The organism is Mesorhizobium sp. P2_E10 (assembly GCF_056404235.1).
The window spans coordinates 167,952-192,218 of sequence record NZ_JBFUEK010000003.1 but is presented as its reverse complement, the minus strand read 5'-3'; the positions used below and the strand labels follow the sequence as shown (position 1 = coordinate 192,218).

At 64.5% G+C, this 24,267-nt stretch carries 25 protein-coding genes; 10 read left to right on the top strand and 15 right to left on the bottom strand.

Features of this window, described 5'->3' with window-relative positions; translation table 11 throughout:
* Positions 1-276 precede the first annotated feature (276 nt).
* The 6 genes from AC1D0N_RS09890 to AC1D0N_RS09865 form a co-directional block, all read right to left on the bottom strand.
* Complete coding sequence (locus tag AC1D0N_RS09890; protein WP_477243275.1) at positions 277-1,296, bottom strand: isopenicillin N synthase family dioxygenase; 1,020 nt, start codon at positions 1,294-1,296, stop codon at positions 277-279.
* A gap of 149 nt (positions 1,297-1,445) precedes the next feature.
* The gene (locus tag AC1D0N_RS09885) at positions 1,446-2,102 is read right to left on the bottom strand and encodes a methionine ABC transporter permease (protein ID WP_477243273.1); all 657 of its coding nucleotides are present in this window, start codon (positions 2,100-2,102) and stop codon (positions 1,446-1,448) included.
* Positions 2,083-3,174 (bottom strand): methionine ABC transporter ATP-binding protein, encoded by a 1,092-nt coding sequence (locus AC1D0N_RS09880; protein WP_477243271.1) that lies wholly within the window; start codon positions 3,172-3,174, stop codon positions 2,083-2,085. The genes AC1D0N_RS09885 and AC1D0N_RS09880 overlap by 20 nt, the downstream gene beginning before the upstream one ends.
* Positions 3,175-3,257: 83 nt before the next feature.
* Complete coding sequence (locus AC1D0N_RS09875; RefSeq protein ID WP_477243270.1) at positions 3,258-4,112, bottom strand: MetQ/NlpA family lipoprotein; 855 nt, start codon at positions 4,110-4,112, stop codon at positions 3,258-3,260.
* A gap of 171 nt (positions 4,113-4,283) precedes the next feature.
* Positions 4,284-4,967 carry an SDR family NAD(P)-dependent oxidoreductase gene (locus AC1D0N_RS09870; RefSeq protein WP_477243269.1) on the bottom strand — a complete coding sequence of 228 codons (684 nt, stop codon included), beginning with the start codon at positions 4,965-4,967 and terminating at the stop codon, positions 4,284-4,286.
* Entirely contained in the window at positions 4,946-5,209 is a 264-nt protein-coding gene (locus tag AC1D0N_RS09865; RefSeq protein WP_477243268.1) for a hypothetical protein, read from the bottom strand. Before AC1D0N_RS09865 ends, AC1D0N_RS09870 begins: the two co-directional genes overlap by 22 nt.
* On the opposite strand from AC1D0N_RS09865, the gene AC1D0N_RS09860 reads away from it, so the two are divergent.
* Entirely contained in the window at positions 5,208-6,323 is a 1,116-nt protein-coding gene (locus tag AC1D0N_RS09860) for an anhydro-N-acetylmuramic acid kinase (RefSeq protein ID WP_477243267.1), read from the top strand. The two genes, AC1D0N_RS09865 and AC1D0N_RS09860, sit on opposite strands and share 2 nt — an antisense overlap.
* Here AC1D0N_RS09860 and AC1D0N_RS09855 read toward each other — a convergent pair.
* The 7 genes from AC1D0N_RS09855 to AC1D0N_RS09825 form a co-directional block, all read right to left on the bottom strand.
* Positions 6,320-6,745, bottom strand: coding sequence for a GNAT family N-acetyltransferase (locus AC1D0N_RS09855; protein ID WP_477243266.1), 426 nt, complete (start codon positions 6,743-6,745; stop codon positions 6,320-6,322). The two genes, AC1D0N_RS09860 and AC1D0N_RS09855, sit on opposite strands and share 4 nt — an antisense overlap.
* A gap of 141 nt (positions 6,746-6,886) precedes the next feature.
* Positions 6,887-8,146 (bottom strand): ABC transporter substrate-binding protein, encoded by a 1,260-nt coding sequence (locus AC1D0N_RS09850; protein WP_477243265.1) that lies wholly within the window; start codon positions 8,144-8,146, stop codon positions 6,887-6,889.
* Between the two features lie 49 nt (positions 8,147-8,195).
* Positions 8,196-8,618, bottom strand: a complete 423-nt coding sequence (locus AC1D0N_RS09845) for a DUF4440 domain-containing protein (RefSeq protein ID WP_477243264.1) — start codon at positions 8,616-8,618, stop codon at positions 8,196-8,198.
* Complete coding sequence (locus AC1D0N_RS09840) at positions 8,615-9,670, bottom strand: aldo/keto reductase (RefSeq protein WP_477243263.1); 1,056 nt, start codon at positions 9,668-9,670, stop codon at positions 8,615-8,617. The genes AC1D0N_RS09845 and AC1D0N_RS09840 overlap by 4 nt, the downstream gene beginning before the upstream one ends.
* 6 nt (positions 9,671-9,676) lie before the next feature.
* The gene (locus AC1D0N_RS09835; RefSeq protein WP_477243262.1) at positions 9,677-10,021 is read right to left on the bottom strand and encodes a TIGR04076 family protein; all 345 of its coding nucleotides are present in this window, start codon (positions 10,019-10,021) and stop codon (positions 9,677-9,679) included.
* The gene (locus tag AC1D0N_RS09830; RefSeq protein ID WP_477243261.1) at positions 10,022-10,510 is read right to left on the bottom strand and encodes a DUF3830 family protein; all 489 of its coding nucleotides are present in this window, start codon (positions 10,508-10,510) and stop codon (positions 10,022-10,024) included.
* Position 10,511: 1 nt separating this feature from the next.
* The gene (locus tag AC1D0N_RS09825; RefSeq protein ID WP_477243260.1) at positions 10,512-11,234 is read right to left on the bottom strand and encodes a GntR family transcriptional regulator; all 723 of its coding nucleotides are present in this window, start codon (positions 11,232-11,234) and stop codon (positions 10,512-10,514) included.
* A gap of 128 nt (positions 11,235-11,362) precedes the next feature.
* Between AC1D0N_RS09825 and AC1D0N_RS09820 the strand changes: the two genes are divergently transcribed.
* From AC1D0N_RS09820 to AC1D0N_RS09800, 5 genes are read left to right on the top strand one after another with little or no spacing between them, the layout of a single operon-like run.
* Positions 11,363-12,160 carry an ABC transporter ATP-binding protein gene (locus AC1D0N_RS09820; RefSeq protein WP_477243259.1) on the top strand — a complete coding sequence of 266 codons (798 nt, stop codon included), beginning with the start codon at positions 11,363-11,365 and terminating at the stop codon, positions 12,158-12,160.
* Positions 12,157-12,906 (top strand): ABC transporter ATP-binding protein, encoded by a 750-nt coding sequence (locus AC1D0N_RS09815; RefSeq protein ID WP_477243258.1) that lies wholly within the window; start codon positions 12,157-12,159, stop codon positions 12,904-12,906. Before AC1D0N_RS09820 ends, AC1D0N_RS09815 begins: the two co-directional genes overlap by 4 nt.
* Complete coding sequence (locus AC1D0N_RS09810) at positions 12,903-13,811, top strand: branched-chain amino acid ABC transporter permease (protein ID WP_477243257.1); 909 nt, start codon at positions 12,903-12,905, stop codon at positions 13,809-13,811. The genes AC1D0N_RS09815 and AC1D0N_RS09810 overlap by 4 nt, the downstream gene beginning before the upstream one ends.
* Positions 13,808-14,782: a branched-chain amino acid ABC transporter permease gene (locus AC1D0N_RS09805; protein ID WP_477244003.1), complete on the top strand. Its 975-nt coding sequence runs from the start codon at positions 13,808-13,810 to the stop codon at positions 14,780-14,782. Before AC1D0N_RS09810 ends, AC1D0N_RS09805 begins: the two co-directional genes overlap by 4 nt.
* Before the next feature lie 8 nt (positions 14,783-14,790).
* Positions 14,791-16,080: an NAD(P)/FAD-dependent oxidoreductase gene (locus AC1D0N_RS09800; protein ID WP_477244001.1), complete on the top strand. Its 1,290-nt coding sequence runs from the start codon at positions 14,791-14,793 to the stop codon at positions 16,078-16,080.
* Here the strand turns inward: AC1D0N_RS09800 and AC1D0N_RS09795 are convergent.
* Positions 16,077-17,282, bottom strand: coding sequence for an MFS transporter (locus AC1D0N_RS09795; RefSeq protein ID WP_477243256.1), 1,206 nt, complete (start codon positions 17,280-17,282; stop codon positions 16,077-16,079). The two genes, AC1D0N_RS09800 and AC1D0N_RS09795, sit on opposite strands and share 4 nt — an antisense overlap.
* Before the next feature lie 48 nt (positions 17,283-17,330).
* Between AC1D0N_RS09795 and AC1D0N_RS09790 the strand changes: the two genes are divergently transcribed.
* Positions 17,331-17,870, top strand: coding sequence for an Lrp/AsnC family transcriptional regulator (locus tag AC1D0N_RS09790; RefSeq protein WP_477243255.1), 540 nt, complete (start codon positions 17,331-17,333; stop codon positions 17,868-17,870).
* Between the two features lie 18 nt (positions 17,871-17,888).
* Here the strand turns inward: AC1D0N_RS09790 and tssH are convergent, their stop codons facing one another.
* Entirely contained in the window at positions 17,889-20,693 is a 2,805-nt protein-coding gene (gene tssH / locus AC1D0N_RS09785) for a type VI secretion system ATPase TssH (RefSeq protein ID WP_477243254.1), read from the bottom strand.
* 316 nt (positions 20,694-21,009) lie between these two features.
* On the opposite strand from tssH, the gene tssA reads away from it, so the two are divergent.
* Genes tssA through tssC form a run of 3 tightly spaced genes read left to right on the top strand, consistent with a single transcriptional unit; the run spans position 21,010 to position 24,231 of the window.
* Complete coding sequence (tssA, locus tag AC1D0N_RS09780; protein WP_477243253.1) at positions 21,010-22,173, top strand: type VI secretion system protein TssA; 1,164 nt, start codon at positions 21,010-21,012, stop codon at positions 22,171-22,173.
* Positions 22,174-22,179: 6 nt separating this feature from the next.
* Complete coding sequence (tssB, locus tag AC1D0N_RS09775) at positions 22,180-22,719, top strand: type VI secretion system contractile sheath small subunit (RefSeq protein ID WP_477243252.1); 540 nt, start codon at positions 22,180-22,182, stop codon at positions 22,717-22,719.
* Positions 22,720-22,722: 3 nt separating this feature from the next.
* Positions 22,723-24,231, top strand: a complete 1,509-nt coding sequence (tssC, locus tag AC1D0N_RS09770) for a type VI secretion system contractile sheath large subunit (protein ID WP_477243251.1) — start codon at positions 22,723-22,725, stop codon at positions 24,229-24,231.
* Positions 24,232-24,267 lie beyond the last annotated feature (36 nt).

Here is a 24,267-nt window from a genome sequence, read left to right as displayed (position 1 = left end):
TTTTCCATGATGGCGCGCAGGTACAGCCTGTCCCCGAACGGACTACTCGCCCAAAGGTGATTTGCCACATCGCAGGTCAAGAAAAAGGCCGGGCGCGAATACGGCCCGGCCAAAAAGAAGGTTTACAACCTTCAGAGGGGAACACCGTTCAGCGGAATGGGAGGAAACCGCCGAACGATTTTACCTTTTTGCGCTGATTTGCGGGCTTTGGCGACGAATGGAATTCCAAAAGACATTGGAAAAACGAAAATTCCTTTTCTATTTCCACTGACGCCTTCAGGCGGCCGAAATTCCCGTCTCGAGCAGATCGGCGTAGTGCTGGCGGGCCACGTCGGGATGGGAACGAAGGCGGCTTTTCAGCACATTGGTTCCGACATTGCGAAACAGCGGATTGTCGGGATCGCTCGCCGGCCCGCGTGCCTCGGCCGCGAGTTCCTCGGGCAGGCTGAGTAACGGGATCGTCGCATCGAGCCGGGCGCTGAAGAAGAACGGAACGGAAATCCGCTCGACACCGGCCGGCGGCGTCACCACACGGTGGACGGTCGCCTTGAGATAGCCGTTCGATGCCAGTTCGAGCAGTTCGCCGATGTTGACCACCAGCGTCTCGGGAAGCGGGTCGACATTGACCCAGCTGCCGTCATACTCGACCTGCAGGCCCTTGTTCTCGTCCTGCAGCAACAGCGTCAGGAAGCCGCCATCCTTGTGCGCGCCGACGCCCTGGTCGTCGCCGGTGGCATCGCGGCCGGGATAGCGCACGATCTTCATGCGATGGTTGGGCTCATCTTCATAGATCGGATCGAAGGCGTCCTCGGCCTGGTCGAGCGACAGAGCGAAAGCCTTCAGCAGGCGGATCGCCACCGCGGTCGCTTTGGCCTGCCAGGCCAGCAGCGCCGGTTTCAGCTCCGGCAGGGCCGCAGGCCATTGGTTCGGCCCTTGCAGCCGCGTCCAGGCGGGCACGTCAGGCCCTTGCACGATGGCCTGGCGCTCGACGCCGATGTCGAGCTGTTCGCGCCAGTCGGCCTTGCCTTTGGTCAGCTCGCCGCCGGCGCGCGTATAACCACGGAATTGCGAGGATTTGACCATTTCGATGGCCAGCTTGTCGGCCTCCGGCAGGGCAAAGAACCGGCGCGAGGCATCGAGCACCTCGGCGATTTCCGCAGCCGATATCCCATGGCCGCTGAGATAGAAGAAACCGACATCGCGGGCCGCGGTGCGCAGGTCGAACAGAAAGGTTCGCCGCTCGGACGCGCCCTGTTCGAGACGGCTGAGATCGAGCACGGGGACGATCCTGGGCATGGACAAGCTCCTTCCTGTCGTTCGGTCCCTACGGTGGCACGCAGGCCATTGCGATCAAAGCAACGCGCAATCCAATCTCCAGGCGAATGGCAGAACGTCGGCATCGCGTTTTGCCGCCTGCAGGCAAATAGCGTTCGAACGGTCATCGTTCATGCCCGATGGTCCAGCCTGGCGACCAGCCGGTCGCCGGCCCATTGGATGCCGCAGACCAGAATGATCAGGACGATGACCACGGCGACCATGACGCTGGTCTCAAACCGCTGGTAGCCATAGCGGATGGCAAGGTCGCCGAGCCCGCCGGCGCCGATGGCGCCGGCCATGGCCGAGGCGCCGATCAGCGTCACCAGCGTCACCGTGAAGCCGGCGACGATGCCCGGCAGCGCTTCGGGAACCAGCACCTCGCGGATGATCGTCCAGCGGTTGCCGCCCATGGCGCGCGCCGCCTCGATCAGCCCGTGGTCGACCTCGCGCAGCGACACTTCGGCGATGCGCGCGTAATAGGGCGTGGCGGCGATCGACAGCGGCACGATCGCTGCCCAGGTGCCGATCGAGGTGCCGACGATCAGCCGCGTCACCGGGATGAGCGCCACCAAAAGGATGATGAAAGGCACCGAGCGGAAGCCGTTGATGACCGCGCCCAGCGCGCGGTTCACCCACAGGCTTTCGGCGATGCCGCCGCGGTCCGTGGCGACCAGCGCCAATCCGAGCGGCAGACCGAACACCAGCGAGATGAGGCCGGAGGCGGCCGTCATCAGGACCGTTTCCCAGATCGACCGCAGCAGAAGCTCAAACAGAATTGGTGACATGGCCAAGCACCTCCACCCGCGCATCACGGGCTTTCAAGAACGCGATCACATTACCCAGATGATTTGCATCGCTGCCCGGAACGGAAAGGAACAGCGTGCCCACGGGTTGCTGCTGGATATGGTCGATGCCGCCATGGATGAGGCGGAAGGAGCCAGGAACCGCAATGGCAAGGTCGGACAGCAGCGGGCGTCTTGCCGCTTCGCCCGCGACGTCGATGCGCAGGACAGTCTCCGCGCCGGCCGTCGGCTCCAGGCGGGCTACCAGTTCGGCCGGCAGTTGCGGCCGGATGGCGCCGAGCAGGCTGCTCGTGATGTCGGAGCGGGGGTCGGCAAAGACCGACCAGACCGGTCCCTCCTCGACGATCCGCCCGGCGTCGATGACCGCGACGCGGTCGGCGATCGAGCGGATCACCTCCATCTCGTGGGTGATCAGCAAAATGGTCAGGCCGAGCTGCCGATTGATGTCTTTGAGCAAGGCAAGGATGGAGCGCGTCGTCTCCGGGTCGAGCGCCGAGGTGGCTTCGTCCGACAACAGCAGCGCCGGCCGCGCCGCCAGCGCCCGGGCAATGCCGACACGCTGCTTCTGGCCACCCGACAGCGAGGACGGATAGGCCTTTGCTTTCTCCGAGAGACCGACGAGGTCGAGCAGTTCGGCCGCACGTTGCAGGCGCTCTGCCCGGGGTCGGCCTTCGATTTTCAGCGGCAGCGCGACGTTCTCCTCGACGGTCTTGGCCGACAGCAGGTTGAAGTGCTGGAAGATCATGCCGATACGCCGCCGCAGCGGCTGCAGTTCGCGTTCGCCAAGCCGGCTGATCTCGCGGCCTTCGATGAACACCTGCCCGGAATCCGGCCGTTCAAGGCCATTCAGGCAGCGGATCAGCGTCGATTTGCCGGCGCCGCTGCGGCCGATGATGCCGAGAATCTCGCCCTTGCGCACGGTGAGCGAAACGCCGTCGAGCGCCGGCGTGGCGCCGAAGCGACGCTTCAGCTCGGTGAGGCGCACGACCTCTTCCAGCGCCGGGGGATGGTTCTTCGCCGCCAGTTCAGGCGAGGCTTTGATATGCTGGTTCATCGAGGTTCCTGTTGCGGCCTTCCGCAAATGCGACGGCGGTCCGCTCAACAGCGGACCGCCAGTCCCTGCCAACCAGGCGCCGATCAATAGGCGCTGATCCCCGTGCCCTTGTAGACCTTGTCGAACTCAGCCTTCACCGCTTCGTTCTGGTAGGACGCGACCAGCGTCTTGACCCAGGCCTCGTTCTCATTGCCGGCCTTGACCGCGATGAAGTTGCGGTAGGGATTGTCGGCCACCGGCTCCTGAGCGATGCGGTTTTCCGGGCCAAGGCCGCTCTTCAGCGCCCAGTCGGTGTTGACCACGGCGGCGTCGAGATCCTCCACCGAGCGTCCGACGATGCCGGCGTCGAGCTCCTTGATGACGACCTTCTTCGAATTTTCGGCGATGTCGGCGGTCGTCGCCAGAATGCCGGTGCCATCCTTCAGCTTGAGGACGCCCTCATTCTGCAGCACGCGCAGCGCGCGGCCTTCGTTGGAGGGATCGTTCGGCAAGCCGATGACGGCGCCCTCGGGCAGATCGGCGACTTTGGTGTACTTCTTGGAATAAAGGCCGATCGGCCAGACGCCGGTGTAGCCGACCGGGACGATGTGGTAGCCTTGCGTCTTGATCTGGTTGTCGAGATAGGGCTTGTGCTGGAAGGCGTTGGCGTCGATCTCGCCACGCTCGAGCGCCTCGTTGGGCTGGGTGTAATCGTTGAACACCACGGTCTCGATCGTCAGGCCTTTTTCGGCGGCTTGAGCGACGACGACGCGCCAGACGTCCTCATCCTCGCCGCTGATGATGCCGACCTTGATCGCCTTCTTGTCCTCGGCGAAGGACGGCGTCGGCTGTGCCAGGCCAACAAGTGTCACCGCCGACGCGAAAAGTGCCGCAAGGGCAGCACGCCGGCTGATTGCTGATAAAAGAAGGGCTTTGGAAGCGTTTCCGCGTTCGGACATTGTCGATCCCTCGTAATGCTGAAGTCATATCGGCGAGGCGGAATGCCAAGCCTTGATGACATCATCAACAATGCTCTGCTCCAGATCAAAGAACCGGATTTCTTCTCAAACACCGGGCCGGGAATATTCTCTCAAAGATTGCGCACTTGCGAGAACGCCACGCCGCATCGATCAGAAAGTCTCGACCCAGGGCCGAAGCTCGACCTCGAAACTCCAGGCGCTGCGATGCTGGCGATGGGTCGCGAGATAGGTCTCGGCGATGGCATCGGGCGACAGCTGGCTGTCCGGGCGCTCGGGTTTTTTACCAACCGGCTCAATCTGGCCGTCGATGATGAAATGCGCGACATGGATATTCCTAGGGAAGAGTTCGCGCGCCATGGATTGCGCCAGGCCGCGCAGGCCGAATTTCGGCATGGCAAAGCCGGCGGAGCCCGGAAAGCCCTTGATGCTGGCGGAGGCGCCGGTGAACAGGATCGAGCCGGAGCCGCGCGCCAGCAGCCGCCGCGCCGCCTGCTGGCCGACCAGGAAACCGCCATAGGCGCCGACCAGCAAGGCCTGCTTGACCGCATCGGGATCGACCTCGGCGATCGGGCCGCGCGTGCGGCCGCTGGCGTTGAACACTGCAAGCGCCAGTGGGCCTTGCCTGTCGGCGGCCTCGAACAGGCTTGCGACGGAGGCCGGATCGGCGACGTCGGTTTCGACGGCCAGGGCGCCGGTCTCCTCGACCAGCGGTGCGAGCTTGCCGGTGTTGCGGGCGGCGAGCACCACACGAAAGCCTTCCCTGGTGAGAAGGCGCGCCAGCGAGGCGCTCAGGCCGGCGCCTGCACCAGCGATCACTGCGACTTCGGATGCCATGTCGGTTCTCCCTTGTACGGATTTCGGCCGATGCCGATGTCCTCGTCACACAGGCTCGCGCCTTCGGCGACAAGAGGCAAGAACGACGTTGCTCCATTTTTGGCGTTCGACGAAAAACGCTGCCGGCTGTTCGGCGCGATCGATGCCGACGAAGGTCTTGCCTGACGAGCCAATCCGTCCGACACGTGATTCCAGCTGGAATCGCAAACACCGCGGCAGCGGTGTCCAAAGGGATCGATCATGGAACCAATCTGGGCCGTCGGGCTGATGACCGGGACTGTTCTCGACGGCAATATCGATGTCGCGCTGATCAAGACCGACGGCGAGCGGATCGCCGATTTCGGCACCGACACGCTGGCGCCTTATCCCGCAACGATTCGCACCTTGCTGGAAGAAACGCTGCGCCAGGCCAGGGTGTGGAATTTCGACGGGCCGGAGCCGGCGATCTTCGGCGAAGCGGAAGAAGCGCTGACGCGGGCGCAGTCGGCGGCGGTGAAGGACCTGGTCGAGAGTCATGGCCTGACCATGGCCGATATCGGCGTGGTCGGCTTCCACGGCCAGACGGTGCTGCATCGTGCCCCGCAACCCGGCCGGCGCGGCGACACCCGCCAGCTCGGCGACGGCGAACTGATGCATGCCATTTTGGGCACCAAGGTCGCCTATGACTTCCGCTCAGCCGATGTGCGGGCCGGCGGGCAAGGCGCGCCGCTCGCCGCCGCCTACCACACCGCGCTGTTGCGCGAGGCCGATGCCAGCGGCGACACGGCGGTGCTCAATCTCGGCGGTGTCGGCAACATCACCTGGTGGGACGGCAAGGACGCTATCGTTGCTTTTGACACCGGCCCGGCCAACGCGCCGCTCAACGATTTCATCAAGTCGAAGGGGCTTGGCGACATGGATCGCGACGGCGCGCTTGGACGCGCAGGCACCGTGGACGAAGCCCGGCTGTCCCGGCTGCTGCAGCACCCCTATCTGACCAAGCCCTACCCGAAATCGCTCGACCGTTTCGATTTCGGCGCCGCGATGGCGGATGGTCTGAACGCCGAAGACGGCGCAGCAACGCTGACGGCCTTCACGGTCTCCGCCGTCGGCAAGGCGCTCGACCTGTTGCCGCATCGGCCGAGGAGACTGGTGGTCAGCGGCGGCGGCCGCCACAACCCGACGATGATGGCCATGCTCTCCAGCCGTGCCTGTGTCGAAGTCGTGCAAGCCGAGGCGCTCGGCTGGAAGGGCGACGCGGTCGAGGCCGAGTGTTTTGCTTTCCTGGCGGTGCGCGTGCTGCGCGGCCTGCCGATCAGTTTCCCCTCCACGACCGGCGCGCCGCAGCCGATGCGCGGCGGACGGCTGGCAGGCTAACCGGCCAGCTTTTTCTGCAGGAAGATGCGAGTGCGGCCAACAGGGAAATCGCCAAGCGCGCCGAAGGGGCGATAGCCCTGGCGTTCATAGGCCTTGACTGCCTTCGGATTGAAAGTGTCGATCCAGGCGTTTTGGCATCCGCGCGCCAGAGCTTCCTGTTCGGCCGCCTGCAGCATCCGGCCAGCCATCTGCTGGCCTTGAAGCCGTTCATCGACCCAGAGCCATTGCACATAAAGCCAGCCCCAGGCGGTGTAGCCGGAAATGCCGGCGACGACCTTGCCGTCTTCGTCGCGCACGAACACGGCAAGCGCCTTGCGCCTGGAATGACCAACATCGCTGTCGTTGAAGGCCGTGAGCCGCTCGCCGAGAAAACCGAGGTCTTCCGGCAAGGGATCGGCGGTGGTCTCAAGGGTGGTGTTCATGGCTTCGTCCGGCTCGGAGCTTGGTTTACCGAAGGACGCTGCGAAGAAGCAAGTTCTGTCCCTGAACCACGCAGGTGGTTTTTGAATCTCCGGCGTCGGTCTCGATGGAACTGAGACCGACGCCGGACAGATAGCGCCTACTTACTGCAGCTTCGCCTGCAGCGCGTTGACGTCATCCGTCGTCATTTCGCCGTCGGTCGTCACCTTGCCGTCGACGATCTTCCAGAGCCGGAATGGGCCCGTGATGTCGCCGTATTTGTCGAAGGCGACCGGACCGATGACACCTTCATAACGGATCGGCTTGCCGTCCTTGATCAGGCCGAGCGCCTTGGCGAACTCTTCCTTGCCGGCAAAGATCGGCGTGCCAGCCGGATCGACCGCCTTGTACATGGCATCCTTGATCTTGGCCGGATCCTCGGAGCCGGCAATGGCGATAGCCAGGCCGACAATGGCGCCGGCGTCATAGGAGCGATCGGCCGCCGGGTTCGACGGTTCGATGCCGGAGAACTCCTTGTAGTTCTTCATGAAATAGTCGGTGGAAGCCGTCGGGCTGGTACCCGACGAGGTGCCATAGGCATCCTTCAGATAATCGGCGCCGACGGATTCGATGAAGTCGGGGCTGTTCATGCCGTCATTGAGCAGGAATTTCTGCACGCCGCCTTGCGAAATCCAGGCGCGGGCGATGGTCGCCCCATCGACCGGCGTGCTGACGAGATAGAGCCCGTCCGGCTCGCCGGCCATCGCCGCCGTGACTTCGGAGGCGTAGCTCGACTGCTTTTCGTTGTAAGGCGTGTCGGAGACGATGTTGCCGCCGAGTGCTTTGTAGGCGCGCGAGAATTCGGCCACCATGTTGACGCCGAAGTCGTTGTTGACATGGATGATCGACAGCTTCTTGAAGCCCTTGTCGATGGCATATTTGGCGGCGGCCACGCCCTGCAGCGCATCGGAGGTGATGGTGCGGAAGAAGATGCCGTTGGTCTTGCCGTCGCGGCCGAGCGCGGTCAGCGTCGGCGAGGATGAAGCCGGCGAGACCTGGACGATCTTGGCCGGCGCGGTAACCGAGGTCAGGATCGGGATCGACACCGAGGAGATGATGCCGCCGATGATCACCGGCACCTTCTTGACCTGTACCAGCTGGGTCGCGGCGTCGACGGCGATGTTGCCCTGGCTCTGGCTGTCGCGGGTGTCGGTCGCGAGATCGCAGCCGCGCACGCCGCCGGCGGCATTGATGTCGCGGAACGCCATTTCGACCGACTTGGCGCCGGCCTGGCCGTATTCGCCAGCCGGACCGGTCAGTTCCATGACCAGGCCGACGGTGATCTTGCAGTCGGCGGCGTTTGCCGCACCGGCTGCGGTCAGGAGGGCCAGCGCGGTGGTGATGTGGAGTATCGTCTTTGTCATTGTTGTTCCCCTTTCGTTACTCGACTCTAATTTGATCTCTGGAGCCTGTTCAGCTTTCCGGCACCTGCAGCCAGGTTTCATGCAGATGTCGCCATTCGACGCCGTTGGGCGCCGATGAACTGGTGGTGAAGACGGCACTCGACTGGCGGCGGCTGTGCTTGCCGCCACGCAGCTGCGCCTCGACGTAATGGACGACGATGGTGTCCGCGCTCTGCCAGCCGGGCCGGATGTCCTCGATCGAGAGTACAAAGCCATCGTCGCAAGAAGCGCGGCTTTCCCTGACATGATCGACGACCGCGTCGCGATCGAGGATATGGCCGCTTGGCGCGATCATGCTGAAGCCTTCGCCCATGACACGTTCGAAGCGGCTGAAGTCCACTTTGTCGGCGCGCGCCGCGACGAACCAGTCGACGAAGAAGCGGTGCAGATCGACGACCTCGGCACTGGCACGTGAGAACAGGGAGGCGCTCATATCCGGCCTGCATTCAGATTGTAGTGCATGATCGAACCGTGGCGGCCGTGGCGGTCGCGCTCCAGCGTGTAGACGTCGCCCAGGGGGCCACCGCTTTGCGCGATGACGGCAGCAATCCGCGCTCGGTCGTCGGCGTCGAGCACGACGTCCATGATTTTCGCATTGGCGAGCGCATGCGCCTGGTTGCGGGCGCCGACGATGACGGCCGCGACGTGCGACTGCTCGAGCACCCAGGCGCTGGCGATGGTGGCGATGTCGACGCCGTGGCGGTCGCCCACGGTCTTCAGCGCCAGAAGCAGCTGCTGGAAGAGATCCCAGCCGCCGAAGTCGTCGATGATCAGCTTGTATTTGACCAGCGAGCGGTTTTCGAGCGGCGTCGCCGGCTCGGCGACATCAAGCCATCTGTCGCTCAGGAAGCCACCCGCCACGGAGCCATAGCAGAGGAAGCTGATGCCGTTCTGGCCGGCAAGCGCGGCAAGGCTGTTGGCCGGCCGCTGGTCGAGCACGGAATATTGCAATTGCTGGCTGACCAGTGGCACACCGGCCGCGAGGATCTCGGCCAGGCGCGGGGTGTCGAAATTGGTGGTGCCGACATTGCGCAGCTTGCCTTCGAGGCGAAGCTCATTCAGCCAGCCCATCGCATCGACATAGCGAGGCTGCTCATAGTCCCACCAGTGGAACTGGACGAGATCGAGGCGCTCGGTTTTCAGCCGCCGCAGCGACTGGTCGACGATGCCTCTGATGTAGTCGCGGCTGATGCCGGCGAGCCGTTCGAGGTCAGGCACCAGCTTGGTGTGCACCTTCATCCGGGCAGCGGCGTCGAGACCGCGCTCGCTGGCGAGCCGCAGGCGCGCCGCCCCGATCAACTCCTCGACGCCGGTGTAGATGTCGGCGCAATCATAGGTCCAGATGCCGGCGTCAAAAGTGGCGATCAGATCGGTCACCGCCTGTTCGCGGTCGATGGCGCCATGCCCGCCGGCCAGCTGCCAGCCGCCGCGAATGACGCGCGAGATGGTGTAGCCGGGGCTGAGTTCGAAGGTCTTGGCGGTCATGTCTGGTCACTCTTCCTTCGGCAACGGCACCGCCGTGGTCTCGGCATGGCTGAACTGGCGTTTGCCGGTCCTGACGATCCGAAGGCGGCTGCCGCAATTGGGATCGGGACAGGCGATCTCGGCGTCCGACGTCATCCAGTCGTTCTTGTGGGTCGGGCGCTGCTTGGCCGCCAGCAGCGGCAGCACCGCCGATATCGAATAGATCGAAAAGCCCTGCCCCGCCGGCATCGACAGCATCTCGCCCTTGAGCTCGAAATAATCGCCAGCCTTGGCGCCGCAATAGATCGGCTTGCCCTCGGGGATGACTGCCTCGACGCGAAGGTCGAAGAGTTCGAAACTGTCATCAGTCATTCAGACCTCCACCAGGCTGAAGGTGACGTCGCACGCGCCGTTGCGGCGGATGACGCCGCAAGCAGCAGCGAACTGGTCGCGCTCTTCGGGTCGCACCTGCGCCACGACGCTTCCGGCCAGCCAGCCGATGGGGAACAGCAGGCGCGCGCCCTGCCCGTAATACAGGCCGATGTCGAAGATGGCGTTCGGATTGCCGCCCCACATGCGCGGCGGCACATAGGCGAGCACGATATCGCCCGGCTGCGGCGTCAGCGTCGCATTCTCCGCCGGCAAGGGCCTGGCATAGGCGTGGCCATCCAGCTGAGCCGATGGAACCGGACAGGAGATTTCGGGGCCGGTCCACATCGCATGGATGCCCGGGACGACGCGTGGCTGCGCCAGATACGCCAGCAGGAAAGCGACGTTTTCAGGCGCCTTCTCCGGCAACAGCAGCGCCGTCACGGAAAGCTTCGAGCGTGGTTCTGTGATCCGGATGGCGGGCTTGCTCATGTCAGTCTTTCGCCGATTGAAGCTTGTCGCGCAGGAAGGCGAAGGGTCGGCTGATGTCGGCCACCAGCGCCTCGCGCGCCGCCTGCGCATCCTGCTTCGCAAGTGCCGCTACGATGCGACGATGATAGTGGGCGGTATCGACCTCGCCGGCCTCGGAGAAGGCGTATATGGCGACACGGATGCAGGGGCCGGATTGCAGCCACAGGCTCTCGATCATCGGGATCAAGACGGCCGAGCCGCAGCAGCGGTAGATCTCGAAATGAAAACTCTGGTTGAGCGTCGCTTCGCGGTCGATATCCTTCTTGTGCTTCAGCGCCCGCATCTCGTCCCACTCACCGAGCATGGTTTCGATGGTGGCGATCTGGCGCGGCCCCATGCGCGTGGCGGCAAGCGCAATCGCCTCGCCCTCGATAAGCGAGCGGGCACGCAAGAGATCGTCGATGCGCTCCAGTGTGATCGGCGGCACGCGCACGGAGCGATTGGGCAGCGCCTCCAGCGCCTGTTCCGTGATCAACCGTCCAAGCGCCTCGCGCACCGGCATGGTGCTGGTGACCAAGGCGTCAGCCAGGCCGCGGATGGTCAGCACCTGGCTCGGCTCGAACAGGCCGCCGATCAAGGCGCGGCGCAATTCCGAATAGACGCGATCCTGTACGGTCTCGCGACCAACCGGCGTCAGCTGGGCCGCGATCACCTCGTTGTTTCGCTCAATGGCAGCCTTTTGCATGGGTCTCCCGGTTCTTGCCCCGTTTTCGGCTTGCGGAGAAAATTAAAGCCGATTAGCGTGATCAAAGCAAGTGTGATCACAAATCAAAAAAATCGCAAAGCGGCACCGACCGCTCGGCCAGAGGGTGTATGAGCGAGGCAACCACACGGCAGGAGGAGACCCGCGCGCCGGTTCTGGCGGCGAAGCACGTCGTCAGGCGCTTTGGCGGCCTCCTCGCGGTCAATGACGTCTCGTTCGAGGTCCGGCCGGGCGAAATCCTCGGCCTCATCGGCCCGAACGGCGCCGGCAAGACGACGATGTTCGATCTCCTCGCCGGCAGCATCCTGCCTTCCAGCGGCGAGATCTTTCTCAACGGCACGCTGGTCTCGGGGGAAGCGGCGCACCGCCGCATCGGCCGTGGCCTTGGCCGCACCTTCCAGATCCCCCGGCCGCTGCCCAACCTGACGCTGATCGAAAACGTCATGCTGGCCGCGCAAGGCCAGGCTGGCGAAAGTCTGCTCGCCAATTTCCTGACACCGCGGCAGGTCGCCACGGAGGAAAGGGCCGGCGAGAAAAAGGCCCTGGAGCTGCTTGAGCTGGTCGCACTGACCCATCTGGCGCATGAGCCGGCGCGGGTGCTGTCCGGCGGCCAGCGCAAGCTGCTCGAACTGGCCCGCGTGATGATGGCTGACCCCGCGATCATCCTGCTCGACGAGCCGGCGGCCGGCGTCAATGCAACGCTGCTCGAAGTCATCATCGACCGCATTCGCGACATCAACGCGCGCGGCATCACCTTTCTTTTGATCGAGCACAATATCGACATGGTGAGCCGGCTCTGCCACCGCGTGCTGGTCATGGCGAGCGGCCAGCTGCTGTGCGAAGGCACGGCGGACGAGGTGGCGCGCGATCCGCGCGTCATCGAGGCCTATCTCGGAGGCGCGGCATGAGCCAGATCGTCCTCGATGTCCGCGACCTCGAAGCCGGCTACGAGCCCGGCGTGCCGATCGTGCGCGGCGCCTCGATCACCGTCAGCAAGGGCGAGATCGTCGTCGTGCTCGGCCCCAACGGCGCCGGCAAGTCGAGCCTGATCAAGGCCATCGCCGGTCTCGTCCCGATCACATCAGGCACGGTGACGCTGGACGGCAAGGACATCACGTCCGCACCCGCCCACACCATGGTCCGCCTCGGCCTCGCCTTCGTGCCGCAGACCGAAAACATTTTTCCACTGATGTCGGTGGAGGACAATCTGAAGGTCGCCTGTGGCATCCTGAGGCCGCGCGAGACGCCTGCCCGCATCGAGGAAATGTACGCGGCGTTTCCCGACCTTGTGCGTCAGCGCAGGACCGTTGCCGGCAATTTGTCGGGCGGACAGCGGCAGATGCTGGCGGTCGCCCGCGCGCTGATCGTGCATCCCAAGGTGCTGGTGCTCGACGAGCCTTCGGCTGGCCTGTCGCCGAAATTCGTGGCGATGGTGTTCGAGATGCTGGCCGGCATCCGCAAATCCGGCGTCACAATCCTGCTGGTCGAACAGAACGCCAAGGCAGCACTCGCCATCGGCGACCGCGCCTATGTGCTGGTCGAAGGCAAGGACCGGCACGAGGGCGTTGCCTCGGAACTGTGGAACGATCCGGTCGTCGCCGAACTCTATCTCGGCCAGCGCCGAAAGGCCTCCGAGAAAGGGAGCGCGGCATGAATCTGCAATTTGTCGTCGACGGACTTTTGACGGGTTCGATGATCGGCCTCGGCGCCATCGGCGTGACGCTGACCTATTCGATCCTGCGCTTTTCCAACTTCGCCCATGGCGACTTCATGGCCTGGGGCACCTATGCGACGCTGGCCGTCGTCAGCGCCATAGGTGCTGTGGTCGGCAAGGTGGCGCCGATTGCGCCGCTCTCCTTCGGCTGGCCGCTGATCGCAGCACTCATCATCGGCATGGCGCTGACCGGCCTGCTGGCGCTGCTGCTCGACCTTGTGCTGTTCGCGCGGCTGCGCGCCAAGGGCCAGGCGATCATCGTGGTGATGGCGAGCTTCGGCGCCTCGATGGCGCTCAGAAGCCTGCTCGAATTCACCTTCACCTCGCGGCCCACCTATTTCAGCCGCGCCATCCAGATCGCCATGCCGGTCGGTTTCGGCATCCGCATCACCCCGGACCAGATCGCGCTTTTGCTGCTGACCGCCGTGCTGGTGCTTGGCGTGCACCTGTTGATGACGCGCACGCAAACCGGCCGCTCGATGCAGGCCCTGAGCCAGAATGCGGCGCTGGCCCGCATTGTCGGCATCGACGTCGCCAAGGTCGTGCGCGTCACCTGGCTCATCGGCGGCGCGCTTGCCTGCGTCGCCGGTGTGATGATCGGCATTCTCATCCAGATCCGCCCGTTCATGGGTTTCGACATGCTGCTGCCGATGTTTGCCGCCGCCATCCTCGGCGGCATCGGCAGCGTGCCGGGCGCCGTTCTCGGCGGCCTGATCATCGGCCTCGCCGAAGCCGGCGCGGTGCAGTTGATCGGCGCCGAATGGCGAGCGGCGGTCTCCTTCATCATCCTGATGGCGGTGCTGTTCGTGCGGCCCGTCGGCATCTTTGGAGTGAGGGAACGCTGATGGATCTGCTCGGCTACGGCGCCTTCTTCCTGACCACGGCGCTGATCTTCTCGCTGGTCACTCTGGGGCTCAACCTGCAGTGGGGGCTGACCGGGCTGTTCAACGTCGGCCTTGCAGGCTTCGTCGCCATCGGCGCCTACACTTCGGCGCTGCTGACCACGCCCGATGATGCCGCGCGGCTGGGCGGCTTCGGCCTGCCGATCCTCGTCGGCTGGCTCGGCGCCATGCTGGTTGGTGGCGTCGCCGCCGCCATCACCGGCATGGCCACGCTGCGCCTGAGATCGGATTATCTGGCGATCACCACTTTTGGTGTCGCCGTCGTCGTGCAACTGGTGGCGCTCAATGCGCAGTGTTTGACTGGTGGCCCTTTCGGCATCGGCTTCATCCCCCGCCCTTTCGGCAGCCTCGCCGAAACGCCGCTGCTGTTCAATCTGTCGAACCTAGCTGTCGTCTCGGCAGTGACGCTGGTCGTCTATTTCGCGCTCGAGCATCTGTCGCGCAGCCCCTGGGGACGGGTGCTGAAGGCGCTGCGCGAGGATGAGCGGGCGGCGATATCGCTGGGCAAGAGCGCGCGTTTCTACCGCGTGCAGGCCTTTGCCGTCGGTGGTGCCATCATGGCGCTGGCTGGCGCGCTGCAAGCGCATTTCACCGGCTTCATCGCGCCGGACAATTATCTGCCGATCCTCACCTTCCAGGTCTGGGTGATGCTGATTGTCGGCGGTTCCGGCAGCAATCTCGGTGCCGTCATCGGCAGCATCCTGGTCTGGGCGATTTGGGCGGGGTCAGGCACATTGACCAGTGTGCTGTTCCCGCCGGAACAGCAGGCGCGCGCCGCAGCGCTGCAGATCGTCGCCATCGGCGTGATGCTGTGCGTCATCCTTCTGGTCCGGCCGAACGGTCTGTTCGGCGACAGGCCGTTGCGGGCGCGGTTCGGCAAGACTGCGAAAGCGACGGCGGGCGAGAGCAAGTGACGAAAGACATGACCGGCTCGCGTGGCCTTTCGCTGTGGCACGCCATCGGCCGCAATTGCCGTGAGCGGCCGGCCCTCAATGGCGCACTCGATGTCGATCTGGCGATCGTCGGCGGCGGCTTTACCGGTCTTTCCACCGCGCTGCACGCCGCCGGGAAAGGCCTCTCCGTTGCCGTTCTCGAAGCCGAAATCATCGCCTGGGGCGCGACCGGCAGGAATGCCGGCTTCGTCGTGCCGAACTTCGCCAAGATGGACCCGGTCGACATCCTTGCTCACCTCGGGCCAGAGCGCGGCAAAAGGCTGATCGATTTCGCCGCCGGCAGCGCCGACCTGGTTTTCCGCCTGATCCGGCGGCACTGTATCGACTGCGACGCCATGCAGAGCGGATGGATCCAGCCGGCACATTCGCTGGCCGCTTTCGAAAAGGTCAAATCGCGTGCCAGCCAGTGGACAGGGCGCGGCAGGCCTGTCGTCACGCTGGACAGGCAGGCGACCGAGGACCTGACCGGGGCTCGCGGCTATGTCGGCGGCTGGATGGACCGTTCGGGCGGCGTGCTCAATCCGGTCGACTATGCGCGTGGGCTGGCCGATGCGGCGGAAAAGGCCGGCGCACGCATCTTCGAGCACACGCGCGTTACATCCATCGATCGGATGGCGGACGGCTGGACTGTCAAGACGGCGGCCGGGTCAGTGCGTGCCGGAAGGGTGCTGATCGCCACCAATGCGTATGGCGGGGCGCTCAGTCCGACGCTGCAGCGAACCTACTTTCCCCTCAGGGTTTTCCAGGTCGCCACGGCGCCGCTGCCGCGCGAGATACGCAGCCGCCTGCTGCCGGGCGGGCAAGGCGTCGGCGACACCAGGCGCAATCTGTTCACCTTCCGCTTCGACAGTGAAAACCGGCTGATCAGCGGCGGCATGCATATTTTTGGACCCGGTGCCGATGCGCGGGTGCCGCAGAAAATCTGGCGGCGGCTGGCGAAGCATCTCGAGCTTCCCGACCTGCCGCCGCTTGAATACAGTTGGTCGGGGATGGCCGCCGTCGAGCCTGATTTCCTGCCCCGCCTTGTCGATCTCGGGCCGGGCCTGATCGCCGGCTTTGCCTGCAACGGGCGCGGCATCGCCATGACCACGGCGATGGGAAAGGTGCTGGCCGACTGGGCGCGTGGAACCGATGCGCGCGACCTGCCGCTGCCTTTTGCGCCGCCGTCGCCGATCCCGTTGCATGGCCTGATGCGGCATGCGCCGAACATGCTGCTGCCGTGGAGCATGCTGCGCGACCGGCTGGACGCGGCAGCCTAGCCCTGCTGCTCGATCGATTCGTGGCCCTCATGCCGGCGAGCAGCGGCAGGCCATACCGCCGCAGCAGCAGCGACCAGCATAAGCAGCGCCGCGACCATCGCACACGTGGCATATCCAAACCCGGCATAGAGCGGTCCAAAGCTGGTGGTGCCGACAAAGACCGCGAAGTAGGTTACCGCGCTGTTCAACCCCATGATGGTGCCGCGCCGCGAAGGATCGAGCGCGGTGAGACGCATCACCAGCACGTTCAGTCCGAAGTGATTGGCGAGGCCCCAGATGGCCACCATCGCCAGCATCAGGCCGAAGCTGCCGCTCGCCGCAGCAAGCCCGACATAGACGATGGCGACGAGCAGGTAGGCGAATGGCATGACGCGTCGTGCGCCCAGGCGATCGATTGTGCCGTCAAGAAGTGCTGCCGTGCCGAAGCCGGCGCCATAGGCAAGTGCTGCCCAGCCATTGGCGCTGACCGGCTGCCCCAGGCCGCTGTGAAGGTGATCGCCGAGATAGCCATAGACCCCGTAGAAGGCGGTCATGAAGGCGCCGCAGGCGATCAGAAGCGGCACGATGCCGGGAATGCGCAATGCAGCCAGCGGCGTCGGCGCCGGCCCGCTTTTCCTGACGTCGCTTAGTGAGGTCATGGTGAGGCCGGCCAAGGCAAGAACCGCAAGAAGTGCTACCGCCGCGAAGACGGCGCGCCAGTGCACGAGGTCGGCGAGCACGGCCGACAGTGACACGCCGGCCACCATGGAGACCGTCCAGCCGGTCAGCACGACGCCGATCGTGCCGCTTTCGCGGCCGGGCGGCGCGATCGCTGCCGCACTGGCATAAATGGCCGGCATGGCGACGCCGGCGGCAAGGCCGGCGACCGCCTGTGCCGCGACCAGCGCGAATACCGTCGGCGCCAGCGCGCTGGCGAGAAGTGCAACCGCCAGCAACAGCAGCGCGCCCTGCAGCATGCGGCGGGCGCCGACGCCGTCGATGTAGCGGGCGAGGAACAGGGCGCTTGCCGAGGTGCCGAGACCGAAGGCGGCCGACGCGGCCATCACCGCCGGCACGCTGGTGCCGAAGGATGCCGCCACCGCCGGGGCAATCGGACCCAGAACCAGTGAGTTGGAGCCTATGACGGCGATGCAGCCGGTCAGCAGATAGGCCAGCGCCGGGATCGGCTGGGATGTCGTTGCGGCTTGATGCGCGTTCGTCATCGGAGCATAGTGACCGAACTGAATTCCGCGACAATAGGGAATTTCGATATGGATGAAGAAACAGATGGCATTCCGCAGAACAGGCCTGCCGCCCGGGATCTCGACGCAATCGACCGAAAAATATTAGGCGTCCTGGTCGACGACGCCACCATCAGCTATGCCGAACTCGGCGATCGTGTCGGCCTTTCGCCGCCGGCGGCCCATGAACGGGTCAAGCGGCTTCGGCGCAGCGGCGCCATCCGCAACACCGCCGCCATCATCGATCCCAAGGCGGTGAAGAAGCCGCTGCTTGCCTTCGTGCACGTCGACACCAGCGGCTGGGGCAAGACCCCGGAACTGATGGCGATTTCCGAGCACCCGGAGGTCGAAGAGATCCATTCGGTGGCCGGCGATACATGCATGCTGATCAAGGTCCGCACCGAGGACACAAGGGCGCTCGAAGGCCTGCTGCAGCGCCTCTACGAAACGCCCGGCGTCACCTCTACGCGAAGCTATGTCGTGCTGTCGACCTATCTCGAGCGGCCGGTGCAGCCGGGGATCACGACGCAATGGCCGATGCCCCGGCACATGGCCACGCCGCTGTACTAGCGGCGCGATGAACGCAAGCTACTCAAACGAATAGGCAAAGCCGTCGGCGGAAGCACTGACGGTCACTTTTGTCATCTTTTCGCCGTCGAGCGAGCGGTTCAGCACGCCGCGGCTCAGTTCCGGCAGCAGCGTGTTGGTCAGGATGGCGTCGATCATGCGGCCGCCAGACTCGATCTCGGTGCAGCGCGCCTTGACCAGGTCCATGACACCGTCGCCGATGACCAGTTCGGCGTCGTGGCTGGCGCGCAGGCGCCGCGCGATCTTGGCGAACTGGTGACGGGTAATGGCCTCGATCATCGAATCCGAAAGCGGGTAGTAGGGAATGGTCACCACGCGGCCGAGGAAGGCCGCAGGAAAGACTTTCAGCAGCGGACCGCGCAGCGCCGTGTCGAGGTCGTCGAGCTCGGCGCGCACGGTCCCGTTCTTGGTCCGGTCCATGATCACTTCGGAGCCGACATTCGACGTCAGCAGGATCAGCGTGTTCTTGAAGTCGATCCGCCTGCCCTCGCTGTCGTCCATCATCCCCTTGTCGAAGACCTGGAAGAAGATCTCGTGCACGTCCGGGTGTGCCTTCTCGACCTCGTCGAGCAGGATCACGGAATAGGGTTTGCGGCGCACCGCTTCGGTAAGGATGCCGCCCTTGCCGTAGCCGACATAGCCGGGCGGCGCACCCTTCAGGGTCGAGACGGTATGGGCTTCCTGGAATTCGGACATGTTGATCGAGATCAGGTTCTGCTCACCGCCATAGAGCGTTTCGGCCAGTGCCAGTGCGGTCTCGGTCTTGCCTACGCCGGACGGGCCGCAGAGCAGGAACACGCCGACCGGTTTTTCCGGCGCGCCGAGCCCGGCGCGGCTGGTCTGCACGCGCTTGGCGATCATCTCCATGGCGTGATCCTGACCGACGACGCGTTCGGACAGGGTGGCGGCGAGCTTGAGCGCCTTTTCGGTCTGGCTGGACAGCATCCGTCCGGTCGGGATGCCGGTCCAGTCCTGGACCACGGCCGCGACTGCGTTGCGGTCGACGGAGGGCAGGATCAGCGGCGTTTCGCCTTGCGCCGTGGCAAGCTCGGCCATGAGTTCGCGCAGCCGCGCGAGATCGGCCGCCGGATCGGCTGGAGGAGGTTCAGCGGCCGCCGGCGCCTCCGCGTCGGCCTTGGCTTTGGCCGCCTTGGTCTTGGCCGTTTCAGCCTTGGGCGGCTCTGTCTTGGGCACCTTGGTTTTTTCTTCGTCCGCCGCTGCCGTTTCGGCATCGGCCTCCGGTGTCGCCACGGCATCGAGCGGCACGCCCTCGCCGCGCAGCCTGGCGCGCAATTCGAGGATTTCGGCGACCAGCGCCTTTTCCCGGTCCCAGCGCTCCTGCGCGGCGGCCAGCGTGAGCTCGGTTTCAGCAAGCCCGGTCTCGACCCGTGTCTGCCGATCGGTCACCTCGATGCCGATCGCCGCCTCCCGGCCGATGATGCCCTGTTCGACTTCCAGCGCTTGGCGGCGGCGCAGGATATCCTCGACCTCGGCCGGCGTGGCATGCTGCGATATCGCGACCCGGGCGCAAGCGGTGTCGAGAAGGCTCACCGCCTTGTCCGGCAATTGCCGTGCCGGGATGTAGCGATGCGACAGGCCGACCGCCGCTTCGATCGCCTCATCCAGTATCTGCACCTTGTGGTGCTGCTCCAGCACGCCGGCGACGCCGCGCAGCATGAGAACGGCCACCGCTTCCGACGGCTCGTCGATCTTGACCACCTGGAAACGGCGGGTGAGAGCCGGATCCTTCTCGATATACTGCTTGTATTCAGCCCAGGTCGTTGCCGCGATGGTGCGCAGTTCGCCGCGCGCCAGTGCCGGTTTCAGAAGATTGGCCGCATCGCCGGTTCCGGCAGCGCCCCCAGCACCAATCAAGGTGTGGGCTTCGTCGATGAACAGGATGACCGGCGTTTCGGAGGATTGAACCTCATCGATGACCGCCTTCAGCCGCTTTTCGAACTCGCCCTTGACGCTGGCGCCCGCCTGCATCAGGCCGACATCGAGCATGCGCACGCTGATGCCTTGCAGCGTCGGCGGCACATCGCCCTGGGCGATGCGCAAGGCAAAGCCCTCGACCACCGCGGTCTTGCCCACGCCGGCCTCGCCGGTCAGGATCGGGTTGTTCTGCCGACGCCGCATCAGGATATCGATGATCTGCCGTATCTCCGGATCGCGGCCGACGACCGGATCGATCTTGCCGTCGCGGGCGCGCTGGGTCAGGTCGGTGGCATATTTCGCCAATGCCGAATCCCCGCCAGGAGCACGCCGCGGCGCTTCAGCGGCGGGAACCGCACTGGTAGAGGCGCCCCCTTCCAGCGAGCCTTCCACCACCTCCGCGAACCGCGCGATGACAGCATCGGCATCGATCTTGTCGAACTCGCCGCTGATCTTCGACACCAGGCCTTCCAGAACCGGCGTCTTCAGGCAGGCAAGCAGAATGTGGGCGCTGCGGACTTCCTCGACGCCAAATTCCAGCGTCGCCAGGTTCCAGGCTTCCTGGATGGCATGGAAGATATGGTCGGAGAATTCCTCGATCGAGGTGGCACCGTAGGGCAGCTTGTCGACGGCGCGGGTCATGTCGGCGGTGAGCCGGCTGGCATCCATTCCGGCATCGGCGAGCATCATCTGCACATCCGAGCGATCCGAGAGCACCAGCTGTTCGATGAAGTGGACGAGTTCGACGTAAGGATTGCCGCGCAATTTGGCGGCATCCGCCGCGGCCTTGAAGGCGCGCACACAGACGGGATTGAGCTTGCCGACCAGTTCCTTGCGCTTGAAGCTCTGCGATGACCGGCGCTGTTCCATCGAACGTGCTCCTGCAATCTGCCTGCCGATAACCTGCCACATAAGCGGTCACTTGACAAAGCGCGTGATTCAGCCGGTTTCTTCCGTTTGTGGAAAGTCCCGCACCCCTGACTGCAAACAACCACGGAATTGCTCGCCTCTATGCGAGGCATTTCACATACAGGGTTCGGCAATCAGGCCACGGGTTTTGGCACTCAAGATACGGTCGCGTCAGCTTCCGTTAATGTTTTGGGCAGTCGCTGAATTGTGGTAAAGTGCAACGGTGTGATAACGTTGGGTCACATACGGTTTCAGGGCCGGTCGCTGGGGGTAAAGTGTGATTGATCTCGCACTCTGGCTTAATCCGCTCGACGGTGAAAACCCGTCAGGGGCGGACTTGCGCAACGATCCGGCCTTTCATGAGCTGGAGCGCCTGACCGAGCCGCAGATCAAGGTCGTCCATGACGGCCGCAACAAGCCCGCCGCGCAATCGACGGTTCCTGTCGACTGGCAGGCTGTGCTTGGCAAGGCGGAGGAGTTGCGTTCGCATGGCCGCGACCTGCGCCTGCTTGTCATCGTCACCCGTGCACTGGCCAATGAGCAAGGGCTCGCCGGACTTGTCCAGGGCCTGACCCTTATTGCGAAGACCTTCGACGCGCATTGGGAAACCATGCACCCGGCGCTGCGGCCCAGCGCTACGCCACGCGATGCAGCCTTGCGCCGCATCAACGCGCTGCTCGATCTGCAGAACAGCCAGGGGTTGCTGGCAGACCTGCGGCAAATGACATTCTTTTCGCCGCGCACCATCGGACCGATCACTGGACGCGACCTGGAACAAGGCGCGCTCGACGACCGCGTCATGCTGCAGGAAGCGGCGTCGGGATTGAACAATGCCGAAAAGGCAGCGCTGGTCGCCGCTCACGGGCAGCTGTTGAACCGGGTGCGCAGCGGTTGCGCGGCGCAGGCGGATCAGGCCAACGCCGAAATGACGTCGCTGATTGCCGACGGCCAGGCCGCGATCGCGGCGCTCGATGCGGTCGACACAGCGCTTAATGGTCGCGTGGATGGCAGCGGTAGCACCGTTCCGGAATTAAAGCGGCTTCTGCAGCGTTTGCTGACGACCCTCGAACGGTATTCGGCAGCGGAGACAGTAACGAATGGCGCAGCCAGTCCAGCGCCCGCCCCGGCGGATCCGGGACCGCCGGTCCGAAACGGTCATGGAGCCGAGACAATGGCAAGCTACGCGGAACCGAGTGCGGGGCTCCCCGACAGGATTTCCTCACGCGATGACGTGGTGAAGTGCCTCGACCTTGTCGTGGCCTTCTACGACCGCACCGAGCCGTCGAGCCCGATCCCGCATCTCGCCCGCCGGGTGCGCCGGATGGTGCACATGGATTTCGTTGAACTGATGGAAGATCTCGCCCCGTCGGGGCTGAAGGAATTCCGGCTGCTGGCCGGCGTTCCCGACGCCAAGAAGACCGCCCAGAAGGATGAAAGGTAGCAACACATGCCAGCCGAAAGCAAAGCAAAGGTCATCGAGCGAAATCGCGCCCCGCGCGTGCAGATCGCCTACGATGTGGAAACCTACGGCAGTCCGACGACGATCGAACTGCCGTTCGTCATGGGCGTGATGGCCGACCTGTCGGGCGCATCGCAAACCAGGGAAGCGTCGAAGACGCTTCTGGACCGCTCCTTCGTCGAGACGGACGCCAACCGCTTCCCCAAGTTCATGGAGGCGCTCGGGCCCAGGGTCAAGGCGCGGGTGAAGAACACGCTGCCGCAGGCCGAGGGCCAGGAGCGTGACGAGGAGCTGGCGCTCGACCTGACCTTCACCAAGATGGGCGATTTCGCCCCCGACAAGATCGCCGAACAGGTTCCGCAACTGGCCGAGATCCTCAAGATGCGGCGCCAGCTCGAGGAACTGCTCGGCTTCATGGACGGCCGCGTCGATGCCGAAAAGCGCATCGCCCAGTTGCTGAACAACCAGCCGCTGCTGGCACAGATCGCCAGCCAGGCGATGTCCGACGACGACAAGGGCGAGGAATAGATCATGGCCGAACAGCAAAAGACCGCAGCAGCCGTCGCCGAGGCCGAGGCCGTCGACCTGGGAGAATTCAGCCAACTGCTGGAGAAGGACTTCAAGGTCAAGAAGGACGACAGCGAGAAGCTGCAGCAATTGGTGCGCAATCTTGCACTGGCGGCGCAGTCGCGCTCCGAGACGACGACCATTTCGTCCAACTCGATCAAGTCGATCAAGTCGCTGATAGCCGGCATCGACAAGATGCTGACGACGCAGGTCAACGAGATCCTGCACGCCCCCGAAGTGCGGGAGATGGAAGGCACATGGCGCGGCCTTTGGTATCTCATCAACAACACCGAGACGGATGCGAAGCACCTCAAGATCCGGGTGATGAACATCTCCAAGGAACAACTGGCCGACACGCTTGAAGACTATGAAGGCCAGATGTGGGACCAGAGCCCGATCTTCAAGAAAGTCTACACGGACGAGTATTCGATGCTCGGCGGCGAGCCGATCGGCTGTATCGTGGGCGCGTACGAATTTTCGAACCATCCGCGCGACGTCGGCCTGCTGCGCAACATCTCCGGCGTCTGCGCCTCGGCGCACACGCCGTTCATCGCCGCCGCTTCGCCGCGGCTGTTCCGCATGGACAGTTGGCAGGAACTGCCGAACCCGCAGGACCTGCAGATGATCGTGAACAATCCGGCCTACGCCTCGTGGCAGTCGCTGCGCGAGAGCGAGGACGCCCGCTATATCGGCTTGACCATGCCGCGCGTTCTGGCACGGCTGCCCTATGGGTCCGAGACCGTTCCGGTGAAGGGCTTCTCCTTCGAGGAGGAGGTGCAGGGCGACCACAACAAATATGTCTGGATGAACGCCGCCTTCCCGATGGGCGTCAACATCAACCGCAGCCACAAGCTGTTCGGCTGGGGCACGCAGATCCGAGGCGTCGAGAACGGCGGCACCGTGCTCAACCTGCCGGTGCACGCTTTCCCGACGGACGACGGCTCGATCGCGATGAAATGCCCGACGGAGGTCGCCATCGATGACCGGCGCGAGGCAGAACTGGCCAAGCTTGGCCTGATGCCGATCCTGCACCGCAAGAACACCGATCTGGCCGCCTTCATCGGCGCCCACTCGCTGCAGGACGACGAGACCCGCGCCGGTCGCCTGGTCGATCCCGACGCCCAGTCCAACGAACGGCTCTCCGCCAACCTGCCGTATCTGTTCCCGGTTTCCCGTTTCGCGCACTACCTCAAGGCCATTGCGCGCGACAAGATCGGCTCGTTCAAGGAACGCTCCGATATGCAGATCTGGTTGACCGAATGGATCAACCGGTACGTGCTGGCCAACCCGGCCTTCGCCGACGACAAGGCGCGCGCCAAGCGTCCGCTTGCCGCCGCCGAGGTGCAGGTCGACAGCGTGGAGGGCCGGCCGGGCTACTACAACGCCCGCTTCTATCTGCGCCCGCACTACCAGCTGGAAGGCATTAACGCGTCCCTCCGGCTGGTGTCGGAACTGCCGTCTGTGAAGACTTGATTGCAGCAACCAACACTTTTTCGTTTTGAAAGCGGT